General features: G+C 71.1%; 18 protein-coding genes. 9 read left to right on the top strand and 9 right to left on the bottom strand.

Annotation, left to right across the window (positions count from 1 at the left end; all coding sequences use genetic code 11):
- Positions 1-9: 9 nt before the first annotated feature.
- Positions 10-990 (bottom strand): zinc-binding dehydrogenase, encoded by a 981-nt coding sequence (locus AAFF41_RS22885; protein WP_343324551.1) that lies wholly within the window; start codon positions 988-990, stop codon positions 10-12.
- 161 nt (positions 991-1,151) lie between these two features.
- Here AAFF41_RS22885 and AAFF41_RS22880 point away from each other — a divergent pair, with 161 nt between their 5' ends.
- Positions 1,152-1,847 carry a pentapeptide repeat-containing protein gene (locus AAFF41_RS22880; RefSeq protein WP_319748710.1) on the top strand — a complete coding sequence of 232 codons (696 nt, stop codon included), beginning with the start codon at positions 1,152-1,154 and terminating at the stop codon, positions 1,845-1,847.
- Between the two features lie 32 nt (positions 1,848-1,879).
- Here AAFF41_RS22880 and AAFF41_RS22875 read toward each other — a convergent pair whose 3' ends face one another.
- Positions 1,880-2,380 carry a hypothetical protein gene (locus AAFF41_RS22875; RefSeq protein ID WP_054232473.1) on the bottom strand — a complete coding sequence of 167 codons (501 nt, stop codon included), beginning with the start codon at positions 2,378-2,380 and terminating at the stop codon, positions 1,880-1,882.
- Between the two features lie 142 nt (positions 2,381-2,522).
- Here AAFF41_RS22875 and AAFF41_RS22870 point away from each other — a divergent pair, with 142 nt between their 5' ends.
- Positions 2,523-3,953 carry a M1 family metallopeptidase gene (locus AAFF41_RS22870; protein ID WP_343324550.1) on the top strand — a complete coding sequence of 477 codons (1,431 nt, stop codon included), beginning with the start codon at positions 2,523-2,525 and terminating at the stop codon, positions 3,951-3,953.
- 1 nt (position 3,954) lies between these two features.
- Here AAFF41_RS22870 and AAFF41_RS22865 read toward each other — a convergent pair whose 3' ends face one another.
- The 3 genes from AAFF41_RS22865 to AAFF41_RS22855 all read right to left on the bottom strand — a co-directional run bounded on the left by AAFF41_RS22865 (position 3,955) and on the right by AAFF41_RS22855 (position 5,790).
- Positions 3,955-4,473, bottom strand: coding sequence for a GNAT family N-acetyltransferase (locus AAFF41_RS22865; protein ID WP_319748712.1), 519 nt, complete (start codon positions 4,471-4,473; stop codon positions 3,955-3,957).
- Between the two features lie 69 nt (positions 4,474-4,542).
- Entirely contained in the window at positions 4,543-4,947 is a 405-nt protein-coding gene (locus AAFF41_RS22860; protein ID WP_343324549.1) for a VOC family protein, read from the bottom strand.
- Between the two features lie 267 nt (positions 4,948-5,214).
- Positions 5,215-5,790 (bottom strand): TerD family protein, encoded by a 576-nt coding sequence (locus AAFF41_RS22855; RefSeq protein ID WP_054235130.1) that lies wholly within the window; start codon positions 5,788-5,790, stop codon positions 5,215-5,217.
- 204 nt (positions 5,791-5,994) lie between these two features.
- Here AAFF41_RS22855 and arfB point away from each other — a divergent pair, with 204 nt between their 5' ends.
- The 3 genes from arfB (at position 5,995) to AAFF41_RS22840 (ending at position 7,869) form a co-directional block, all read left to right on the top strand.
- A complete protein-coding gene (gene arfB, locus AAFF41_RS22850; protein ID WP_054235131.1) occupies positions 5,995-6,423 on the top strand; it encodes an alternative ribosome rescue aminoacyl-tRNA hydrolase ArfB in 429 nt (142 codons plus the stop codon).
- A 99-nt stretch (positions 6,424-6,522) separates the two neighbouring features.
- Complete coding sequence (locus tag AAFF41_RS22845) at positions 6,523-6,810, top strand: hypothetical protein (protein ID WP_067371743.1); 288 nt, start codon at positions 6,523-6,525, stop codon at positions 6,808-6,810.
- 84 nt (positions 6,811-6,894) lie between these two features.
- The gene (locus tag AAFF41_RS22840; RefSeq protein WP_319748714.1) at positions 6,895-7,869 is read left to right on the top strand and encodes a sigma-70 family RNA polymerase sigma factor; all 975 of its coding nucleotides are present in this window, start codon (positions 6,895-6,897) and stop codon (positions 7,867-7,869) included.
- Between the two features lie 29 nt (positions 7,870-7,898).
- On the opposite strand, the gene AAFF41_RS22835 is transcribed toward AAFF41_RS22840, so the two are convergent.
- Positions 7,899-8,408, bottom strand: a complete 510-nt coding sequence (locus tag AAFF41_RS22835; protein ID WP_319748715.1) for a flavin reductase family protein — start codon at positions 8,406-8,408, stop codon at positions 7,899-7,901.
- Positions 8,409-8,851: 443 nt separating this feature from the next.
- Here AAFF41_RS22835 and cdgB point away from each other — a divergent pair, with 443 nt between their 5' ends.
- A complete protein-coding gene (gene cdgB / locus AAFF41_RS22830) occupies positions 8,852-10,576 on the top strand; it encodes a diguanylate cyclase CdgB (protein ID WP_319748716.1) in 1,725 nt (574 codons plus the stop codon).
- 117 nt (positions 10,577-10,693) lie between these two features.
- A complete protein-coding gene (locus AAFF41_RS22825) occupies positions 10,694-11,680 on the top strand; it encodes a carbohydrate-binding protein (protein ID WP_343324548.1) in 987 nt (328 codons plus the stop codon).
- Positions 11,681-11,698: 18 nt separating this feature from the next.
- Here the strand turns inward: AAFF41_RS22825 and AAFF41_RS22820 are convergent, their stop codons facing one another.
- From AAFF41_RS22820 to AAFF41_RS22810, 3 genes are all read right to left on the bottom strand, one after another.
- Entirely contained in the window at positions 11,699-12,628 is a 930-nt protein-coding gene (locus AAFF41_RS22820; RefSeq protein WP_343324547.1) for a 1-phosphofructokinase family hexose kinase, read from the bottom strand.
- A gap of 147 nt (positions 12,629-12,775) precedes the next feature.
- A complete protein-coding gene (nagA, locus tag AAFF41_RS22815) occupies positions 12,776-13,921 on the bottom strand; it encodes an N-acetylglucosamine-6-phosphate deacetylase (RefSeq protein ID WP_319748720.1) in 1,146 nt (381 codons plus the stop codon).
- Positions 13,921-14,880, bottom strand: a complete 960-nt coding sequence (locus AAFF41_RS22810) for an ROK family protein (protein ID WP_060901729.1) — start codon at positions 14,878-14,880, stop codon at positions 13,921-13,923. Before AAFF41_RS22810 ends, nagA begins: the two co-directional genes overlap by 1 nt.
- Before the next feature lie 209 nt (positions 14,881-15,089).
- Between AAFF41_RS22810 and AAFF41_RS22805 the strand changes: the two genes are divergently transcribed.
- On the top strand, positions 15,090-16,307 hold the full coding sequence (locus AAFF41_RS22805; protein ID WP_319748721.1) for an ABC transporter substrate-binding protein: 1,218 nt from the start codon (positions 15,090-15,092) through the stop codon (positions 16,305-16,307).
- Positions 16,308-16,341: 34 nt separating this feature from the next.
- Complete coding sequence (locus tag AAFF41_RS22800) at positions 16,342-16,569, top strand: DUF3263 domain-containing protein (RefSeq protein ID WP_060901731.1); 228 nt, start codon at positions 16,342-16,344, stop codon at positions 16,567-16,569.
- Positions 16,570-16,589: the final 20 nt, after the last annotated feature.

Raw genomic sequence — 16,589 nt, 5'->3', positions numbered from 1 at the left:
TGATCCTGATCACGGCTCCAGGACCACCTTTCCGAGGGTGGCGCGGGTCTCCAGGGCCCGGTGGGCCCCGGCCGCTGCGGCCAGCGGGAAACGGGTCACGGCCGGGGTGAGGCGGCCCGCCGCGGCTTCGGCGAGAGCTCTCAGCTCCAACGTGCGGACGGGGTCGGGACCGCCCGCCGCGCGCAGCATCACGGGGCCGAGGACCTGCTCGGACACCCCCTCCACGAGGAGTGGCCCGCCGCTCTGGATGCCCTCGCCGGACCAGCCGAAGACGAGGTGTTTCCCGCCGGGGCCGAGGAGGCCGACGGCGGCGCGGGCGACGTCGCCGCCGACACCGTCGAAGACGACGGTGACCGGCTTCCCGTCCAGCTCGGCGCGGACCCGGTCCGGCCAGCCGCCGTCCTTGTAGTCGACGGCCAGGTCGGCGCCGTTCTCGTGGACGCGGGCCACCTTCTCCGGGCCGCCCGCGAGACCGATCACGGTGGCACCCGTGTGCCGGGCGTACTGCACGAGCAGCGTGCCGATACCGCCCGCGGCGGCGGGGATCAGGGCCACGGAGCCGGGGCCCAGCTCGGCGAACTGGAGGATCCCCATCGTCGTACGGCCCGTGCCGATCATGGCGACGGCCTGGGCGAAGTCCAGGTTCTCCGGGATCTCGTGCAGGCGGCCGGCGCCGGTGACGGCCAGTTCGGCGTAGCCCCCGGGGGCGAACTCGAGGTGGGCGACGACGCGCCTGCCGAGCCAGTGGCCTTCGACACCCGCGCCGAGGGACTCGACGGTGCCGGCGACCTCACGGCCGGGGATCGTGGGCAGCGGGGTGGGGGAGGGCCCCGGGCCCCGGGCACCCGCGCGCAGGGCGGCGTCCAGGAGGTGGACACCGGCCGCGGCCACGGCGATACGGACCTGCCCCGGGCCCGGCTCGGGATCCTCGGTCCTCTCGTAGGTGAGGTTCTCGGCCGGGCCGAAGGTGTGCAGGCGGACGGCGTGCATGACGGTCTCCCTCGCTGACGTCCGGAGGCGTGCTTGATCGCTCGGTGGTGGTGCGGCTCAGCGTTCAGCCTCAAGCGCGCTTGAGGTCAAGGCGCGGGTGCCGGGCGGGGTCAAAGGCGCCGGTCGGGGGCGTTGTCAGTGGCGGAGTGCACGATGGGGGCATGGTGCGAAAAGCGGCGGGCAGGGCGAGCGGGCGGGGCCAGGGGGCGCGGCGGCCGGAGGTGCGGCTCCCGTCGCTGGAACCCCATGACGGCTCCGAGCTGGAGCCGGACGGGGACTATGACGGGCTGGAGTTCCGGGAGGCGGACTTCGTCGGGCAGGACGGCGGAGGAGCGACCTTCATGGACTGCGCCCTGACGGGGTGCGCGCTGGACGAGACGCGACTGCACCACGCGCGACTGCTGGACTCGGTCCTGACGGGCCTGCGGGGCGTGGGCACCGATCTCGCCGAGTCGACCTGGCGCGACGTCGAGTTGGTGGACGCCCGCCTGGGCGGGGTGCAGCTGCACGGGGCGGTGCTGGAGCGGGTCCTGATCCGCGGCGGCAAGATCGACTATCTGAACCTGCGCAAGGCCCGGCTCAAGGACGTCGTCTTCGAGGGATGCGTGCTGGTCGAGCCGGATTTCGGGGCCGCCCGGCTGGAGCGCGTGGAGTTCGTGGACTGCGTCCTGAAGGGGGCGGACCTCACCGCGGCCACCCTGACGGACGTGGACCTGCGCCACGCGGCGGAGCTGGACATCGCACGGGGCGTGGACCGGCTGGCGGGGGCGGTGATCAGTCCGAGCCAGTTGCTCGACCTGGCGCCCGTGTTCGCCGCGGCGCTGGGGGTGCGGGTGGACGGGGGGCCGGGAGCGTAACGAGCCGGGGCCGAGTGGGGAGTACGGGGGTCTCAGCCCACTCGGGGGAAGCGGGCCTGGAGGGTCCAGATCGCCGGGTTCTCGGCGAGGTCGTCGTGCAGGTCCGTGAGGTCGGCGATCAGGTCGTGCAGGAAGTCGCGGGCCTCGCGGCGCAGTGCGGAGTGGGAGAACGTCAGCGGCTCCTCGTCGCGCGGCATCCAGTCGGCCTCGATGTCCACCCAGCCGAAGCGCCGCTCGAAGAGCATGCGGTCCGTCGACTCGGTGAAGTCGAGCTCCGCGTGCTGGGGGCGCGATGCCCGGCTGCCTCGCGGGTCCCGGTCGAGCTGCTCCACGATGTCGCACAGGGCCCACGCGAAGTCGAGCACCGGCACCCATCCCCAGGCTGTGGACAGCTCCCGGTCCGCCTTGGTGTCGGCGAGATAGACGTCACCGCAGAACAGGTCGTGCCGCAGCGCGTGGACGTCCGCGCGGCGGTAGTCGGTCTGCGGGGGGTCGGGGAAGCGGTTGGAGAGGGCGTAGCCGATGTCGAGCACGTAGGTGATGGTGTCATGGGCCTGGGGGAGGGGACACGGCTCCGCCGCGCGGGCGCGACCGGTCCCCACCGGCCGACGGCCGGGCCCTCGGGCGGGGTGCGGGGCCTGGGTGGGGTTGCCGGGGCCTCGTAGGATCGCTGATGTGCCCCGATCTTCCGTCGCCGTCCGCTTTGCCCCGGCCCTCGCCCTCGCCCTCGCCCTCGCGCTCACCCTCACCGCGTGCGGCGGCGGTGGTGGTGTGCACGGCAAGCCCGGTGCCACCGGGGTCCGAGATCCGTACTTCCCGAAGATGGGCAACGGTGGCTACGACGTCACGCACTACGCCCTGACCCTCTCCTACGACCCCAAGGCGCACCATCTCGACGGCACCGCCGAGATCACCGCCCGGGCCACCCAGAACCTCAGTGCCTTCGACCTGGACCTGAAGGGCCTGGACGTCGCCTCCGTCACCGTCGAGGGCAAGGAGGCCCGCTGGAACAGGGCGGGCCAGGAGCTGACCGTGCGCCCGCACACCGACCTCGACAAGGGCGAGACGTTCCGCGCGACGGTCCGCTACTCGGGCACCCCCGAGACGCTCACCGACCAGGACGGCTCGCAGGAGGGCTGGCTGCCCACGGCCGACGGCGCACTCGCCCTCGGTGAACCCACCGGCTCGATGGCCTGGTTCCCCGGCAACCACCACCCCTGCGACAAGGCGACGTACGACATCGCCGTCACCGTCCCGAAGAACCTGCAGGCTGTCTCCAACGGCGAGTTGACGAGCGAGACGACGGCGGCCGACGGCCGCAGAACCTTCACCTGGCACACCGCCGAACCGATGGCGAGCTATGTCGCCACGGTCGCGATCGGCCGGTACGACATCACGCGCACGACGACGAAGAACGGCCTGCCCGTGTACGTGGCGGTGGACCCGACGCAGACCGCGGCCGCGAAGAAGGTGCTGTCCGAGATACCCCAGATCATGGACTGGGAGGCGTACAACTTCGGTCCGTACCCCTTCTCCTCGACGGGCGCGATCGTGGACCGCGGCGGTGACGTGGGCTACGCCCTGGAGACCCAGACCCGCCCCGTCTTCCCCGGCGCCCCGGACATCGGCATCCTCGTCCACGAACTGGCCCACCAGTGGTACGGCGACTCCGTCACCCCCAAGTCCTGGCAGGACATGTGGCTCAACGAGGGCTTCGCCACGTACGCGGAGTGGCTGTACCAGGAGGACCACGACGGCGAGAGCGCCGACGAGATCTTCAACTCCCTCTACCGGGGCGACTACTACGACACCCCCGAGAAGAACAAGGCGATCTGGGCCTTCCCGCCCGCCAAGCCCTCCAGCGCGGCCCACATCTCCGACCCGCCCGTCTACGACCGTGGTGCGATGGTCCTGCACAAGATCCGCCGGACCGTCGGCGACGATACGTTCTACGACATCATCCAGGGCTGGGCCGCCACCCACCGCCACGCCAACGCGTCCACGGCGGACTTCACGGCCTACGTCGAGAAGAAGGCCCCGGACAAGGACTTCAGCGGCATCTGGAAGGACTGGCTGTACGGGGAGGGCAAGCCGCCCCGGGCGTGACTCAGGTCCTCCCGTGCAGCGCCTTGCGCAGTACCGCGCAGGGGCGGCCCCGTTGGAGGTCCTCGCGGTGGCCGATGGTCTCGTAGCCGAGGGCGGTCCAGAAGGCGAGGCCCTGGGGGTTGTTGTGGAGGACGGCGAGGCGGGCGGCGTCTCGGCCGGTGCGGCGGAACCTCTCCTCGACGAGTGCCGCGAGTTCACGCCCGTACCCCTTGCGCCGCTCCCGCGCGTCCACGATCAGCAGTCCGATCCACGGATCCGGATCGGTGGGGTCGGGGTGGTGCGCGAGGGTGATCGCGACCCCGACGACTCGCCCCGCACTCCGCGCGAGCAGCACCTCGGCCCCCGGATGTGCCAACTCCTCGGTGAGCGCCGCCGCGACCTGCTCCGGCCGGATGTCGTGGGCGTCGGGGAAGTCCCCGCTGAGGGAGAAGAACTCGTGCTGGGAGGCGTAGAGGGAGGTGAGTTCGGTGAGGACGGCGACGGGGATGTCGTGGCCGGGTACGAGGGCTTCGAGAATCACCGGTGCAGGCTAGCCAATCGGTCCCGTGCTCGGTGGTGGCCGGGCACGGGTGGGGAGGAGCGGGAACGGTCAGGTCTCGTCGGGGGTGGACGGGGGAGGGGGGCCGCCGAAGCCGTGTGCGGAGAGGTCGAACCAGTTGCCCTCCGGGTCCATGGCCCGGTACTCGGCGAAGGGGCGGTCGGTGAAGCGTTCGGCGGGCTTGTCCGCGCCCGCTTCGACCAGGGCCGCCGAGGGGGCCTCCGTGTCGGTGACGTGGAAGCGGAAGTGGTTCATGCCGAGCGGGGTGTCACCGTCGAGGCGGTGCTTGATGAGGGCCAGGGAGAGATGGCCGTCGGAGAGGAAGCAACTGCCGTCGGTGGCCCGGCCGGCGTGGCCCAGGAGGAGGGCGAAGCAGGGGAGGGGGGTTCGGGGGGTGATGAGCTGGTACTCGGTGACCGCGGCGGTGAGGAAGTCGTCGAGTGCCTGGTTGTCCATCAGGACGGTGGGCGGAGCGCTGTCGTTCGTACAGTGCTCGTCCGTTAAGCCGGACAGGGAGGGGGACATGAGGTGGGGGCTCCGTTTCCCGTGGGGGTGAGTGGGACGCCCGGGAGCCTAGAGGTGAATGCTTGAAGGTTTCAGTACCTTGCTCGGAACGTGGGGATATCCCTATGGAGACGGGGAGCGGGGCGCGGGCGAGGCGAACGCGAGGAGCCCCTGGCCCGATCTCCCGGGCCAGGGGCTCCTTCAACCGCCTTGTACGGATCAGACGTTGACGCCGAAGTCCTGGGCGATGCCCACGAGGCCCGAGGCGTAGCCCTGGCCGACCGCGCGGAACTTCCACTCCGCGCCGTTGCGGTAGAGCTCGCCGAAGACCATGGCGGTCTCGGTGGCGGCGTCCTCGCTCAGGTCGTAACGGGCGATCTCGGCGCCGCCGGCCTGGTTGATGATGCGGATGTAGGCGTTGCGGACCTGGCCGAAGTTCTGCGAGCGGTTCTCCGCGTCGTAGATGGAGACGGGGAAGACGATCTTGTCGACGTCGGCGGGGAGGCCCGCCAGGTTGACGTTGATCGCCTCGTCGTCGCCCGCGCCCTCGCCCGTGCGGTTGTCGCCGGTGTGGACGATGGTCTGGTCCGGGGTCTGCTTGTTGTTGAAGAAGACGAAGTGACCGTCGGAGTAGACCTTGCCCTGGGTGTTGACCGCGATGGCCGAGGCGTCGAGGTCGAAGTCGGTGCCCGTGGTGGTGCGGACGTCCCAGCCGAGGCCCACGGTGACGGCGGTCAGGCCCGGAGCCTCCTTGGTGAGCGAGACGTTGCCACCCTTGGACAGGCTTACAGCCATTGTTGGGAGTCCCTTCCCTCGTTGCGTACGTGCGCTGTGCCCGTACGTATGGGCTTCGTACGGGCACGAAGCTACAGCTACCCCTAAGAACGCCAAGAGGGGTGCCGAAGGTTCCTGCCCTCTTTACTTTCTTTACCCTCTTGGCGGACACATGACGGCGAAAACGGGGTGACGTGGACCGGACATCCACGCGACCATGGACCCATGCCTGGTCCTTACGTCATCCGCGGCTCCGTCTCCCTCCCCGAGGCCGAGCTCCTGTGGCGTTTCTCCCGCTCCAGCGGGCCCGGCGGACAGCACGTCAACACCAGTGACTCGCAGGTCGAGCTGAGGTTCGACCTCGCGAAGACCGAGGCGTTGCCCCCGGTCTGGAAGGAGCGCGCCCTAGCCAAGCTCGCCGGGCGGCTCGTCGACGGCGTCATCGGGGTCCGCGCGTCCGAGCACCGGTCGCAGTGGCGCAACCGGGAGACCGCGGCCGTACGGCTCGCCTCCCTGCTCGCCGAGGCCACCGCGCCACCGCCCAAGCCCCGCCGGGCCACCCGCATCCCCCGGGGGATCAACGAGCGGCGGCTGCGCGAGAAGAAACAGCGCTCCGACACCAAGCGGGGCCGCTCCGGTCGCGACTGGGGTTAGGAGCACCCGCGGCACCCGCGGGTCTTCCGTGGGCGTGTCGGCCACTGCGCGGGTGTGAGGTGACAGGCCTTTGTGCCGAGTTGTCGCTAATCTCATGGAATGGACGGATACGAGGACAGGGCGCACCTCGAGTGGTGGGCCAATCGATCGACCTGCCTGGCGCGGATCCCCGTCCGGTTGCGGCAGGCCGCCGTGCCCGACGCCCGTGCGTGGGACGCCGTCGTCTCCGCGCCGCTGGACAGTGGCGCGCGTGAGGACATGCAGTTCCTGATCGAGGCCAGTCCGTACTTCACCCTCCGCTTCGCGGACGATTCCGTGAACGAGGTCGAAGTGGAGCGCTCCGGGGACGGCAGCCGACTGCGACTGAGCGCCGTACCGGAGACGTGACGTCACATCAGCAGGCCGCGGTCCGTCAATGCCATGACGGGCAAGTCCGTGCCGGACCGCGGCGGCGACCAGGAGATGTGACGTATGAGCGACAGCGAATTTCCCGGAGAGAACGGGAATGACGGCAAGAATGCGAAGAACGCGAACGCGAAGAAGGCCGAGAACGCGAAGGACGGCGCGAACGCGAACGAATTTCTCGCCGCGCGATTCGAATCCCACCGCGGTCACCTCCGCGCCGTCGCCTATCGCATGCTCGGCTCCCTCTCGGAGGCCGACGACGCGGTCCAGGAGGCCTGGCTCAAGCTCAGCCGCGTCGACGCCGACCGGGTCGACAACCTCGGCGGCTGGCTCACGACCGTGGTCGGCCGGGTCTGTCTCGACATGCTGCGCTCCCGCCGAAGTCGCGGTGAGGAGCCGCTCGGCCCCCTGGGGGAGGGGCCCGGTGTCCGGATGCCGGAGCCGGTGCTCAGCCCCGTCTCGGGCATCGACCCCGAACAGGAGGCGCTGCTCGCCGACTCGGTGGGCCTCGCCCTGTTGGTCGTACTGGAGACGCTGACGCCCGCCGAACGGCTCGCCTTCGTGCTGCACGACCTGTTCGCGGTGCCCTTCGAGGAGATCGCGCCCATCGTGGGCCGTACGCCGACGGCGTCCCGTCAGCTCGCCAGCCGGGCCCGGCGCAGGGTCCAGGGCGGGGCGCCCGTGCCCGACCCCGACCTGGCGCGGCAGCGGGAGGTCGTGGACGCGTTCCTCGCGGCGGCGCGGGAGGGCGACCTCGACGCGCTCGTCGCGGTGCTCGACCCGGACGTGGTGGCGCGGAGCGAGGGCGGGGTGACGGCGGGTGTGATCGCCGTGGCCTCGGGAGCGAGCGGGTACGCGCACCTGGCCCGGATCGCGCGGCCCGCCCTCGTCAACGGCGCCGCGGGTGTGGTCGTGGTCGCTGAGGGACGCCTCGTCGGTGTCCTCGCCTTCACGGTCGTGCACGGCAGGATCGCCGTCATCGACATCCTCAACGACCCGGAGCGGCTGGCCGGGCTGGACGTCACCGTCCTCGACCGGTAGCCCCGGCCCCGGCCCTCGGAGAAAGGGCGTCAGCCCAACTGCCGGTAGCGGCCCTTGAAGTGCAGCAGCGGTCCGCCGTCCCCGCTCGGTACCGACGCGGTCAGCACCCGCCCGATGACGAGGGTGTGGTCACCGGCGGTGACCCGCTGCTCGGTGCGGCACTCCAGGGTCGCCAGGGCGCCGCCCACCAGGAGTGCCCCGGACGCCTCGCCACGGACGTACGGGATGTCCTCGAAGAGCAGGCGGTCGCTGATGCGGCCCTTCATGGCGAAGCGGCCCGCGATGTGGCGCTGGCTCTCGGAGAGCACGGAGACGGCCCACAGGGGCTGTTCGTCGAGCAGGTCGTCCATACGGGAGCCCTCGCGCAGGCTGACCATGACGAGGGGCGGGTCCAGGGAGACGGACAGGAAGGCCGTCGCCGTCATGCCGACGTCCTCGCCGCCGGGGCCTTCCGGGTCCAGCGCGGGCTCGTGCGCGGTCACCAGGACCACACCCGCGGCCAGCCGGGACATGGCGGCACGGAACTCGTCGTTGCTCACCCCCTCAGCATGCACGGAGGGGATGAGTGGGGCGGCAGAGGGAGTGTTCAGCACGCAGAAACGCTAGTCTCCGATCCGGGGGAGCCGCATCGGGCCTCGGCCCGAGCGTGGTCCTAAGTCCGGTCCTAAGTCTGGTCCCGAGCAGGGTCCTAGGTCTCGGGACGGACACAACTGCTCACAGTGTCTACACAGCGTCCAAATAAGCGTTCAGTAAGCACACGGGGGAAATGCAGAAACCCCACTCAATTGCTCATCTTCTGCTGTGACTTGAGTCACAGGGCCCATATTTTGTTGACCCTGTGTACCGAGTGGGCAGCGCGCTGTGATTCAGTGGCGTGGAAGCTATGAACGAAGCTACCAAGTAGTACGCGAGAGAACCGTAAGAGAACCAGGTACGCCGAAGACAACCCTGGAGTTGCTGCGAGGTCTCGAGGGGAGGGCGAATGGAGACCGAGTCGGAGCCCTATGTCCGTCTTGCGACCCTGCGGCAGCTCCATCAGGTGATGGCGGACATGAACACCGCGCGGAGCCTGGCGGACACGCTGCAGACCGTCGCCGACGGCGTGGTCACGGGCCTCGGCTACGAGCTGGCGTGTGTCAATCTCGTACGCCCCGACGGCGACCTCGTGGTCGCCGCGCTCGCCGGCAACTCCGCCGCCGAAGCGCTGATCACCGGCCGGGTCGGCTCCCGCGCCTCCTGGGACCGGCGGCTGACCATGGGCGAGGCCTGGGGTGATCTGCGCTTCATTCCGCACACCGAGGGCTGGGTCCTCGACGACGACGACGTACCGCAGTGGTACACCGACGGGCCCGCACCGCGCTTCGAGGACGAGTGGCACCCCTCCGACCGCCTCTTCGCCCCCATGTACACCCCGGGCATCTCCGGGGGCAGCACCGGTGAGCTGATCGGCGTCCTGTCCGTGGACCGGCCGCGCAACGGGCGGCGCCCCGGCGCGTGGGGACGCGAGGCGCTCCAGATGTACGCCTTCCAGGCCGCCATCGCCATTAGCAACGCGCGTCTACGAGCCAATATGCAGCGCGCCCTGGTCCGGCTGGAGCGGGAGCAGCAGGCCCTGCGCGCCAGCGAGGAGAGCTTCCGGCAGGCCTTCGAGTACGCCCCCTCCGGCATGGCCATCGCCGAGATGGGCGGCGACCAGCACGGCCGCATCCTGCGCACCAACGACGCCCTGTGCCGCCTCCTGGGCCGCCCCGCCTCCGCGATGCGCCGCTACTCCTTCTCCGACCTCGTGCACCCCGAGGACATCGGCACCCTGCTCCGGACGTCCGCCGAGGGCGGGCGCGCCGAGCTCAGACTCGGCCGCCGCGACGGCACCTACGTCTGGGTCTCGCTGCGCAACTCCGTGGTCGCGGACGCCGCCGACGGCCCCCGCTTCCTGCTCACGCACGTCGAGGACATAGAGGAACGCAAACGCCGCGAGCTCCAGCTCGCCCACCGCGCCTCGCACGACTCGCTCACCGGCCTGCCGAACTCGGCCGAGCTGCGCTCCCGCCTCGGCTCCCGCCTCTGCCAGCGCCCCGGGGCCCTTCGGCCGGGCACGGTCGAGTCGCTGGACGCGGCGTACGGGCACGGTCCGTTCGCGGACCAGGCGGCCGAGCACAACTCCTACGACAACCACCTCGGCGGCGGCGCGGGCACCACGGGCAACGGGAGCGGGCACGGGTTCGACCTCGGGCCGGGCTTCGACGCGTACGACGCCTTCGACCACCATGTGCACACCATCGCGCCCGAGGGTGAGACGGATGACGGCACCAAGGGGCTCGCGGTGCTCTTCTGCGACCTCGACGGCTTCAAGTCGATCAACGACCGCTTCGGGCACAACGCGGGCGACGCGGTGCTCATCGAGGTCGCCAGACGCCTGACCAACGGCGTCCGGGACGGCGACACGGTGGCCAGGCTCGGCGGCGACGAGTTCGTGGTGCTGGCCGACGGGCTCGGCCGGGCCGACGCCGCTGACCTCGCCGTACGGCTGCGGAACGCGATCATCCCGCCGATCCGTGTGGACGGCAGGGCCGTCCGGGTGGGCGCCAGCTTCGGCATCGGGTGGGCACACTGCGGCATGACGGCGGACGAGGTCTTGAAATCCGCTGACGAACGGATGTACGTCGAGAAACGGTCTCGTCCCAAACAGCATCGGCGTGCCGGATAAGTCACAGGTCAGTGGGTTGATGCGAGGAAGCCCACCCGTTTGGCCCCCTGGGAGCGGGTAGGCTCGCCATTTATCCATGTACCGCATCTGTACCGCACCTGTTGAGGAGACCAAGGGATGACGCCCGGCAACAACGGCGCGAGCACGCCCGAGGACGACGACCCGTTCGGCTATCTGTACGCCGACGGTCAGGCCAACGGCGCCACGCCGCCCAGCGGAGGCGGCGGCTACGGCTACCCCGGCTCGGTCAACCGGGTGCGGGCGGTCGGCGAACGCCAGTACGGACAGCAGCAGCCCGGTTACGGCCAGCAGGCTCCGACGGCGCAGTACGGCCAGCAGGCTGCCCCGACCGCGCAGTACGGCCAGGTGCCGCAGCAGGGCGCCTACGGCCAGCCGAACGCGCACTACTCGGCGCCCGAGACGGTCCCCGGCGGGGCCCCGACCGGCCGGCAGCCGTCGGGAGGCGGCGGCCGTGGCCGCGGCCCGAACACCAAGGGTCTGCTGATCGGCGCCATCGCCGTGGTCGCCGCCGTCGTCATCGGCATCGGCGTCGCCATGATGAACGGCAACGCGAACGACAAGAGCAAGGACACCGCGGGCGGCGGCTCGACCCCGTCGGCCTCCGAGAGCGCCTCCCCGAGCGCGTCGTCCGCACAGTCGGCGCCCGCCGGTGAACTCCCGAAGATCGACGCGAAGGCGCTGAACCTGGGGACGGGCGTCGCGACGACCTCGGATGTGGCGGGCGCCAAGTCCGACGGCGGCACGTACGTGACCGGCCTCAACAACCCCGGAGCCTCGGTCACCTGGACCGTCAACGGCATCCCCGACGACGGTACCTACACCCTCTTCGCCCGCTACAGCGCGGCCGGTGCCGACGGCTCGATGACGCTCACCGTCAACGGCAAGGTGTTCGGCTCCAAGCTGAGCATGAAGAACTACGCGCACGCCGCCGACGGTGACTTCGCGAAGGGCTGGACGAAGACCTTCGCGTGGCCCACCCTCACCAAGGGCACCAACACGATCACCATCTCCTGCGGGGACGGCGACAGCTGCAACGTCCTCCTCGACCAGCTGTCGCTGAAGGCAGGCCAGGTCAAGTCCTAGTCGCCGGGGCTACGGCGGTCAGGCCGCCGTGGCGTCCGTCGTCACCGTGATCTGGTCGAGCAGGGTGTCGTACGTCTGGCGGTCGAACTCGCCCGCCACGGGGGCCAGTACGGTCGCCGTGGCGAGGGCGACCGCGCGGGCGAGGCGGTCGGGCCAGGGAAGGTGTTGCACCAGGCCGGACAGCAGGCCCGCGACCGCCGAGTCACCCGCGCCGGTCGGATTGCCGTGGACGCGGCGCGGTGGGGTGGCGCGCCAGAGGCCGTCCGGAGTGTGGGCGAGCAGGCCCTGGGCGCCCAGTGAGGCCACGACGGCGTGCGCGCCGCGCCTGCGGGCGTCCCGGGTCGCCTGCAGCGGCTCGTGGGAGCCGGTGAGTTCGGCCAGTTCGTCGGCGTTCGGCTTGACGATGTCGGGACGGGCGGCGACGCCCCGGCGCAGGGGTTCGCCGCTGGTGTCCAGGAGGACCGGGACGGCCGCGGCGCGGGCCGCGCGGATCAGCCCCGCGTACGCGCCCACCGGCACCCCCGGCGGCAGGCTGCCGCACAGGGCCACCGCCGACGCGGAGCGCAGCAGCACCTCGTAGGCCTCCTGGAAGGCCGCCCACTCGGCAGGGGTGATCTCCGGTCCTGGCTCGTTGAGTTGAGTCGAGTCACCCGTCGTCGTGTCGACCACGGCTATCGTGCGGCGCGTCGCTCCCTCGACCGGGATCAGCGCGTCCACCACCCCGGAGGTGTCCGCGAGTTGGTCCCGCAGGGCGCGGCCCGTCACGCCGCCCGCGAAGCCCGTGACCGTCACCTCGTGGCCGAGGGCGGCGAGCACCCGGGCCACGTTCAGGCCCTTGCCGCCGGGGCGTTCGGTCACCTCGGTCACCCGGTGCGCGGTGTGCGGGCGCAGGGACCGTACGCGATAGGTGATGTCGAGAGCGGTGTTCGGTGTGACCGTGAGGATCACCTGGACCGACCTCCCCCGATGGATGCGCTGGCCGACAGTTTCGAGTTCCGGAGAATCCGGAGGCTCGATCATGCCAAAGACAACGGCGGTCGGCCCAGTCCCGGGACGACCGCCGTAGGTCACATCGCGCTCCAATCGGAGGGCGAATCAGCCCAGTTGCGGGTCAACCACCCATTCGCCCCGGCGCATGACGCCCTTGAGGGCGAACTCCGCGTCCAGGACCACCAGGTCGGCGTCCTTGCCCGGTTCCAGCGAACCCACCCTGTCGTACAGGCCGAGCAGGCGGGCGGGGTTGGCGGACAGGGCCGCGACGATGTCCTCGACCGGCAGCCGGTCGACGGTCACCGCCCGCTGGAAGGCGCGGTCGAGGGTGAGCGTGGAGCCCGCGATCGAGCCGCCCTCCACCAACCGGGCGACCCCCTCGCTGACCTCGACCTCCAGCGGGCCGAGCCGGTAGCGGCCGTCGCCGAAGCCCGCCGCGTCCATGGCGTCCGTGATGAACGCCACCCGGTCCGCCCCCGCGTGATGGAACGCCAGCTGGAGCGCGGCCGGGTGGAGGTGGGTGCCGTCGTTGATCAGCTCGACGGTGATCCGCTCGTCCTCGAGGAGGGCGGTGATCGGGCCGGGCGTGCGGTGTCCGAGCGTGGGCATGGCGTTGAACAGGTGCGTGGCGACGGTCGCGCCCGCGTCGATGGCCTCCACCGTCTGCTCGTACGTCGCGTCCGTGTGCCCGATCGCCGCGATCACCCCGTGCTCGGCCAGCAGGCGTACGGAGTCGATGCCGCCCGGCAGCTCGGTGGCGAGGGTGACCATGCTGGCCCGGCCGCGCGCCGCGTCGATCAGCTTGCGGACCTCGGCCGGGTCCGGGTCGCGCAGCAGTTCCTCGGAGTGCGCGCCCTTGCGGCACGGCGAGATGAACGGGCCCTCGAAGTGGATGCCCGCGATGTCGCCCTGCTCGGCCAGCTCGGAGAGCAGCCCGGCGCGCTGGGCGAGGCCGTCCATGTCGCCGGTCACGGTCGAGGCGACGAGAGTGGTGGTGCCGTGCAGCCGGTGGGTGTGGACGCCCTGGAGGACCTCCTCGACGGTCCCGGAGGTGAAGGAGGCACCGCCGCCGCCGTGGTTGTGGAGGTCCACGAAGCCGGGGACGAGCCAGTGGCCCGACAGGTCCAGTGTCCGCGCCGACGAGGGCGCGCTGCCGGCGATGCGTGTGCCGTCGACGATCACACGACCGTCGACGACGACTCCGGTGGGCAGTACCACCCTGGCACCGGCGAGAACCGTTCTAGGGGCCATCAGGTGGTTACCTCCGAAGTCGGTCGGGAAGCGGTGGTCGGCTGATTCAGCAGGTCCCAGGCCAGCAGGCCCGCGCCCAGGCAGCCGGCGGTGTCCCCGAGGGCCGCGGGCACGAGGGACGGCAGTTTCTGGAAGGTGACGCGCCGCTCGACGGCGGCCCGTAGCGGTGTGAACAAGGTTTCCCCCGCTTCGGCGAGACCGCCACCGATGATCAGCGTGCGTGGATCCAGCAGGGTGAGCGCGGTGACGAGCCCGTCGGCGAGCGCGTCGATGGCGTCCTGCCAGACCTCCCGCGCCCGCGCGTCCCCGGACTCGACGGCCTTCGCGCAGTCGGCGGCGTCCGCCGCCGGGTCCCCGCAGGCCTCGGCCCAGGCCTGGCTGACGGCGGCGGCGGACGCGTACCGCTCCAGACAGCCGTGCTGCCCGCACGGACACGGGGTCCCTCCGGGGCGTACGACGACATGGCCGATCTCGCCCGCGAAACCGTGCGCGCCCGCCTCGACGCCGCCGTCGATGCCGATCGCGCCCGCGATGCCGGTGCCGAGGGGGACGAACAGGAAACGGTCGGCCCCCTGCCCCGCGCCGATCCGGCCCTCCGCGAGCCCGCCGGTGCGCACGTCGTGTCCGAGCGCCACCGGCACCCCGCCCAGCCGGTCGCCGAGCAGCCGGCGCATCGGGACGTCGCGCCAGCCCAGGTTGGCCGAGTACACCGCCACGCCCCGGCCTGCGTCCACGATGCCGGGGACGGCGACTCCGGCGGCCGCCGCGGACTCGCCGAGGTGGTGCTCGCCGTACGCGCGCAGCTCGGCCGCGAAGTCGAGGATCGCGTCGACCACGGCGTCCGGGCCGCGCTGGCGGCCGGTGGCGCGACGGGCCTGGTGGAGGAGCTCGCCCTCCGACCCGACCAGGGCGGCCTTCATCCCGGTGCCGCCCACATCGAGGGCGATGACATGTCTCACGGGGACAGTGTCGCCCCTTACCCCAGGAGAGGTCTAGTCCACTCGCGTGGTGTAGACCTTGTATCCGCATTCCGAGACGGATGCAACGGACGCAGAAGCAAAGACGGACAGCCTCGGGACAGGGGCGGCCGGGGGTTGGGAGAAGTGCGGTGCAGCGGCGTAGGACAGGACGTAGGACGGTACTGATCGCGGCGGCGTCCGCGTTGGGCATGACGGCGACCCTCGCGGGCTGCGGCGGCTCGGCCGGTTCCGGGGACGTGACCCTCAGACTCGTGGCCGCCGACTACGGGGACTCCAAGGCCAACAGCTCCCAGAAGTACTGGGACGAGCTCGTGAAGGCGTACGAGGCCGGCCACCCCGGGACCAAGGTCGAGGTCACCGTCTATCCGTGGACGGACGTCGACCGCAAGGTCAAGGAGATGGTGGCGCGGGGCGACGCCCCCGACATGGCGCAGATCGGCGCGTACGCCGACTACGCCGACAAGGGCGAGCTGTACAAGGCCGAAGAGGTGCTCTCCATACCCGTCCAGGCCGACTTCGTCGCGCAGCTCACCGATGCGGGGAAGATGAACCGGGTGCAGTACGGCATGCCGTTCGCGGCCTCCACCCGGCTGCTCTTCTTCAACAAGAGGCTGTTCGCCGCCGCGGGTCTCAGCGCGCCGACGACCTGGAGCGAGCTGGCCGCAGACGCGCAGGCGCTGAAGGCGCGGGGAGTGAAGATCCCGTACGCGCTGCCCCTCGGTCCGGAGGAGGCTCAGGCCGAGACCATGCAGTGGCTGCTGAGCGGCGGCGACGGCTACACCGACGACGTCGGCACCTACAGCCTCGACTCCGCCCAGAACGTCGCCACCCTCACCTGGCTCAAGGACGACCTGGTCGGCAAGGGGCTGACCGGACCGGTCGCGCCCGCGAAGCTCAATCGTGCGGACGCCTTCGCGGCGTTCGCGCGCGGCGAGGTCGGGATGCTCAACGGGCACCCCACGCTGATGAAGATGGCCGCCGACAAGGGCGTGAAGTTCGGAATGGTGCCGATGCCCGGCGTCAGCGGGAAGAGCCGGGCCACGATGGGTGTCGCCGACTGGATGATGGCCTTCAAGAAGAACGGCCACCGGGAACAGATCGGTACGTTCCTCGACTACGTCTACAGCGAGAAGAACGTGCTCGCCTTCTCGCACGAGTACGACCTGCTGCCGGTCACGACGTCCGCGTCCGAGGCGATGGCGGCGGACAGCGACGACGCGGACCTCACCCCGTTCCTGGACGAGCTCCCCTCCTCCCAGCTCTATCCGGTCGGCAAGACGTCCTGGGCCGCCGTCAGCGCCGATATCAAGGAGCAGATCGGCAAGGCGGTCTCCCCGGACGGCAGCCCGGCCGGGACCCTCGGCTCGCTCCAGCAGAGGGCGACCACGATGGACTCCGCGGGGTAGCTCCGCTGTCGGTGGTGGGCGCTACGGTGCGGTCATGGACGAACTGAGCGGGAGGGAGCGGGGGATCCTCGCCATGGAGCGCCGTTCCTTCGCGGGGCCCGGCGCGAAGGAACGAGCGATACGCGAGCGACTCGGCCTCGCCCCCGTCCGCTACTACCAACTCCTCAACGCCCTCCTCGACGACCCCCGCGCCCTCGCCCACGACCCGATCACGGTGAACCGCCTCCGCCGCATCCGGGACACCCGCCGCGCGGAACGCTGACACCGCCTGGTGTGACTCGG

Origin of the sequence: Streptomyces mirabilis (assembly GCF_039503195.1) — a bacterium.
GTDB lineage: Bacteria > Actinomycetota > Actinomycetes > Streptomycetales > Streptomycetaceae > Streptomyces > Streptomyces mirabilis_D.
Note: the sequence above shows the minus strand (reverse complement) of the source record. Positions and strands in the feature narration are given on the sequence as shown.

Excerpts from the sequence above, each read along its gene's own strand:
- AAFF41_RS22885 (WP_343324551.1), bottom strand. The coding sequence starts at position 990 with ATGCACGCCGTCCGCCTGCACACCTTCGGCCCGGCCGAGAACCTCACC.
- AAFF41_RS22880 (WP_319748710.1), top strand. The coding sequence starts at position 1,152 with ATGGTGCGAAAAGCGGCGGGCAGGGCGAGCGGGCGGGGCCAGGGGGCG.
- AAFF41_RS22860 (WP_343324549.1), bottom strand. The coding sequence starts at position 4,947 with ATGGACAACCAGGCACTCGACGACTTCCTCACCGCCGCGGTCACCGAG.
- AAFF41_RS22855 (WP_054235130.1), bottom strand. The coding sequence starts at position 5,790 with ATGGCTGTAAGCCTGTCCAAGGGTGGCAACGTCTCGCTCACCAAGGAG.
- arfB (WP_054235131.1), top strand. The coding sequence starts at position 5,995 with ATGCCTGGTCCTTACGTCATCCGCGGCTCCGTCTCCCTCCCCGAGGCC.
- AAFF41_RS22845 (WP_067371743.1), top strand. The coding sequence starts at position 6,523 with ATGGACGGATACGAGGACAGGGCGCACCTCGAGTGGTGGGCCAATCGA.
- AAFF41_RS22840 (WP_319748714.1), top strand. The coding sequence starts at position 6,895 with ATGAGCGACAGCGAATTTCCCGGAGAGAACGGGAATGACGGCAAGAAT.
- cdgB (WP_319748716.1), top strand. The coding sequence starts at position 8,852 with ATGGAGACCGAGTCGGAGCCCTATGTCCGTCTTGCGACCCTGCGGCAG.
- AAFF41_RS22825 (WP_343324548.1), top strand. The coding sequence starts at position 10,694 with ATGACGCCCGGCAACAACGGCGCGAGCACGCCCGAGGACGACGACCCG.
- nagA (WP_319748720.1), bottom strand. The coding sequence starts at position 13,921 with ATGGCCCCTAGAACGGTTCTCGCCGGTGCCAGGGTGGTACTGCCCACC.
- AAFF41_RS22805 (WP_319748721.1), top strand. The coding sequence starts at position 15,090 with ATGACGGCGACCCTCGCGGGCTGCGGCGGCTCGGCCGGTTCCGGGGAC.
- AAFF41_RS22800 (WP_060901731.1), top strand. The coding sequence starts at position 16,342 with ATGGACGAACTGAGCGGGAGGGAGCGGGGGATCCTCGCCATGGAGCGC.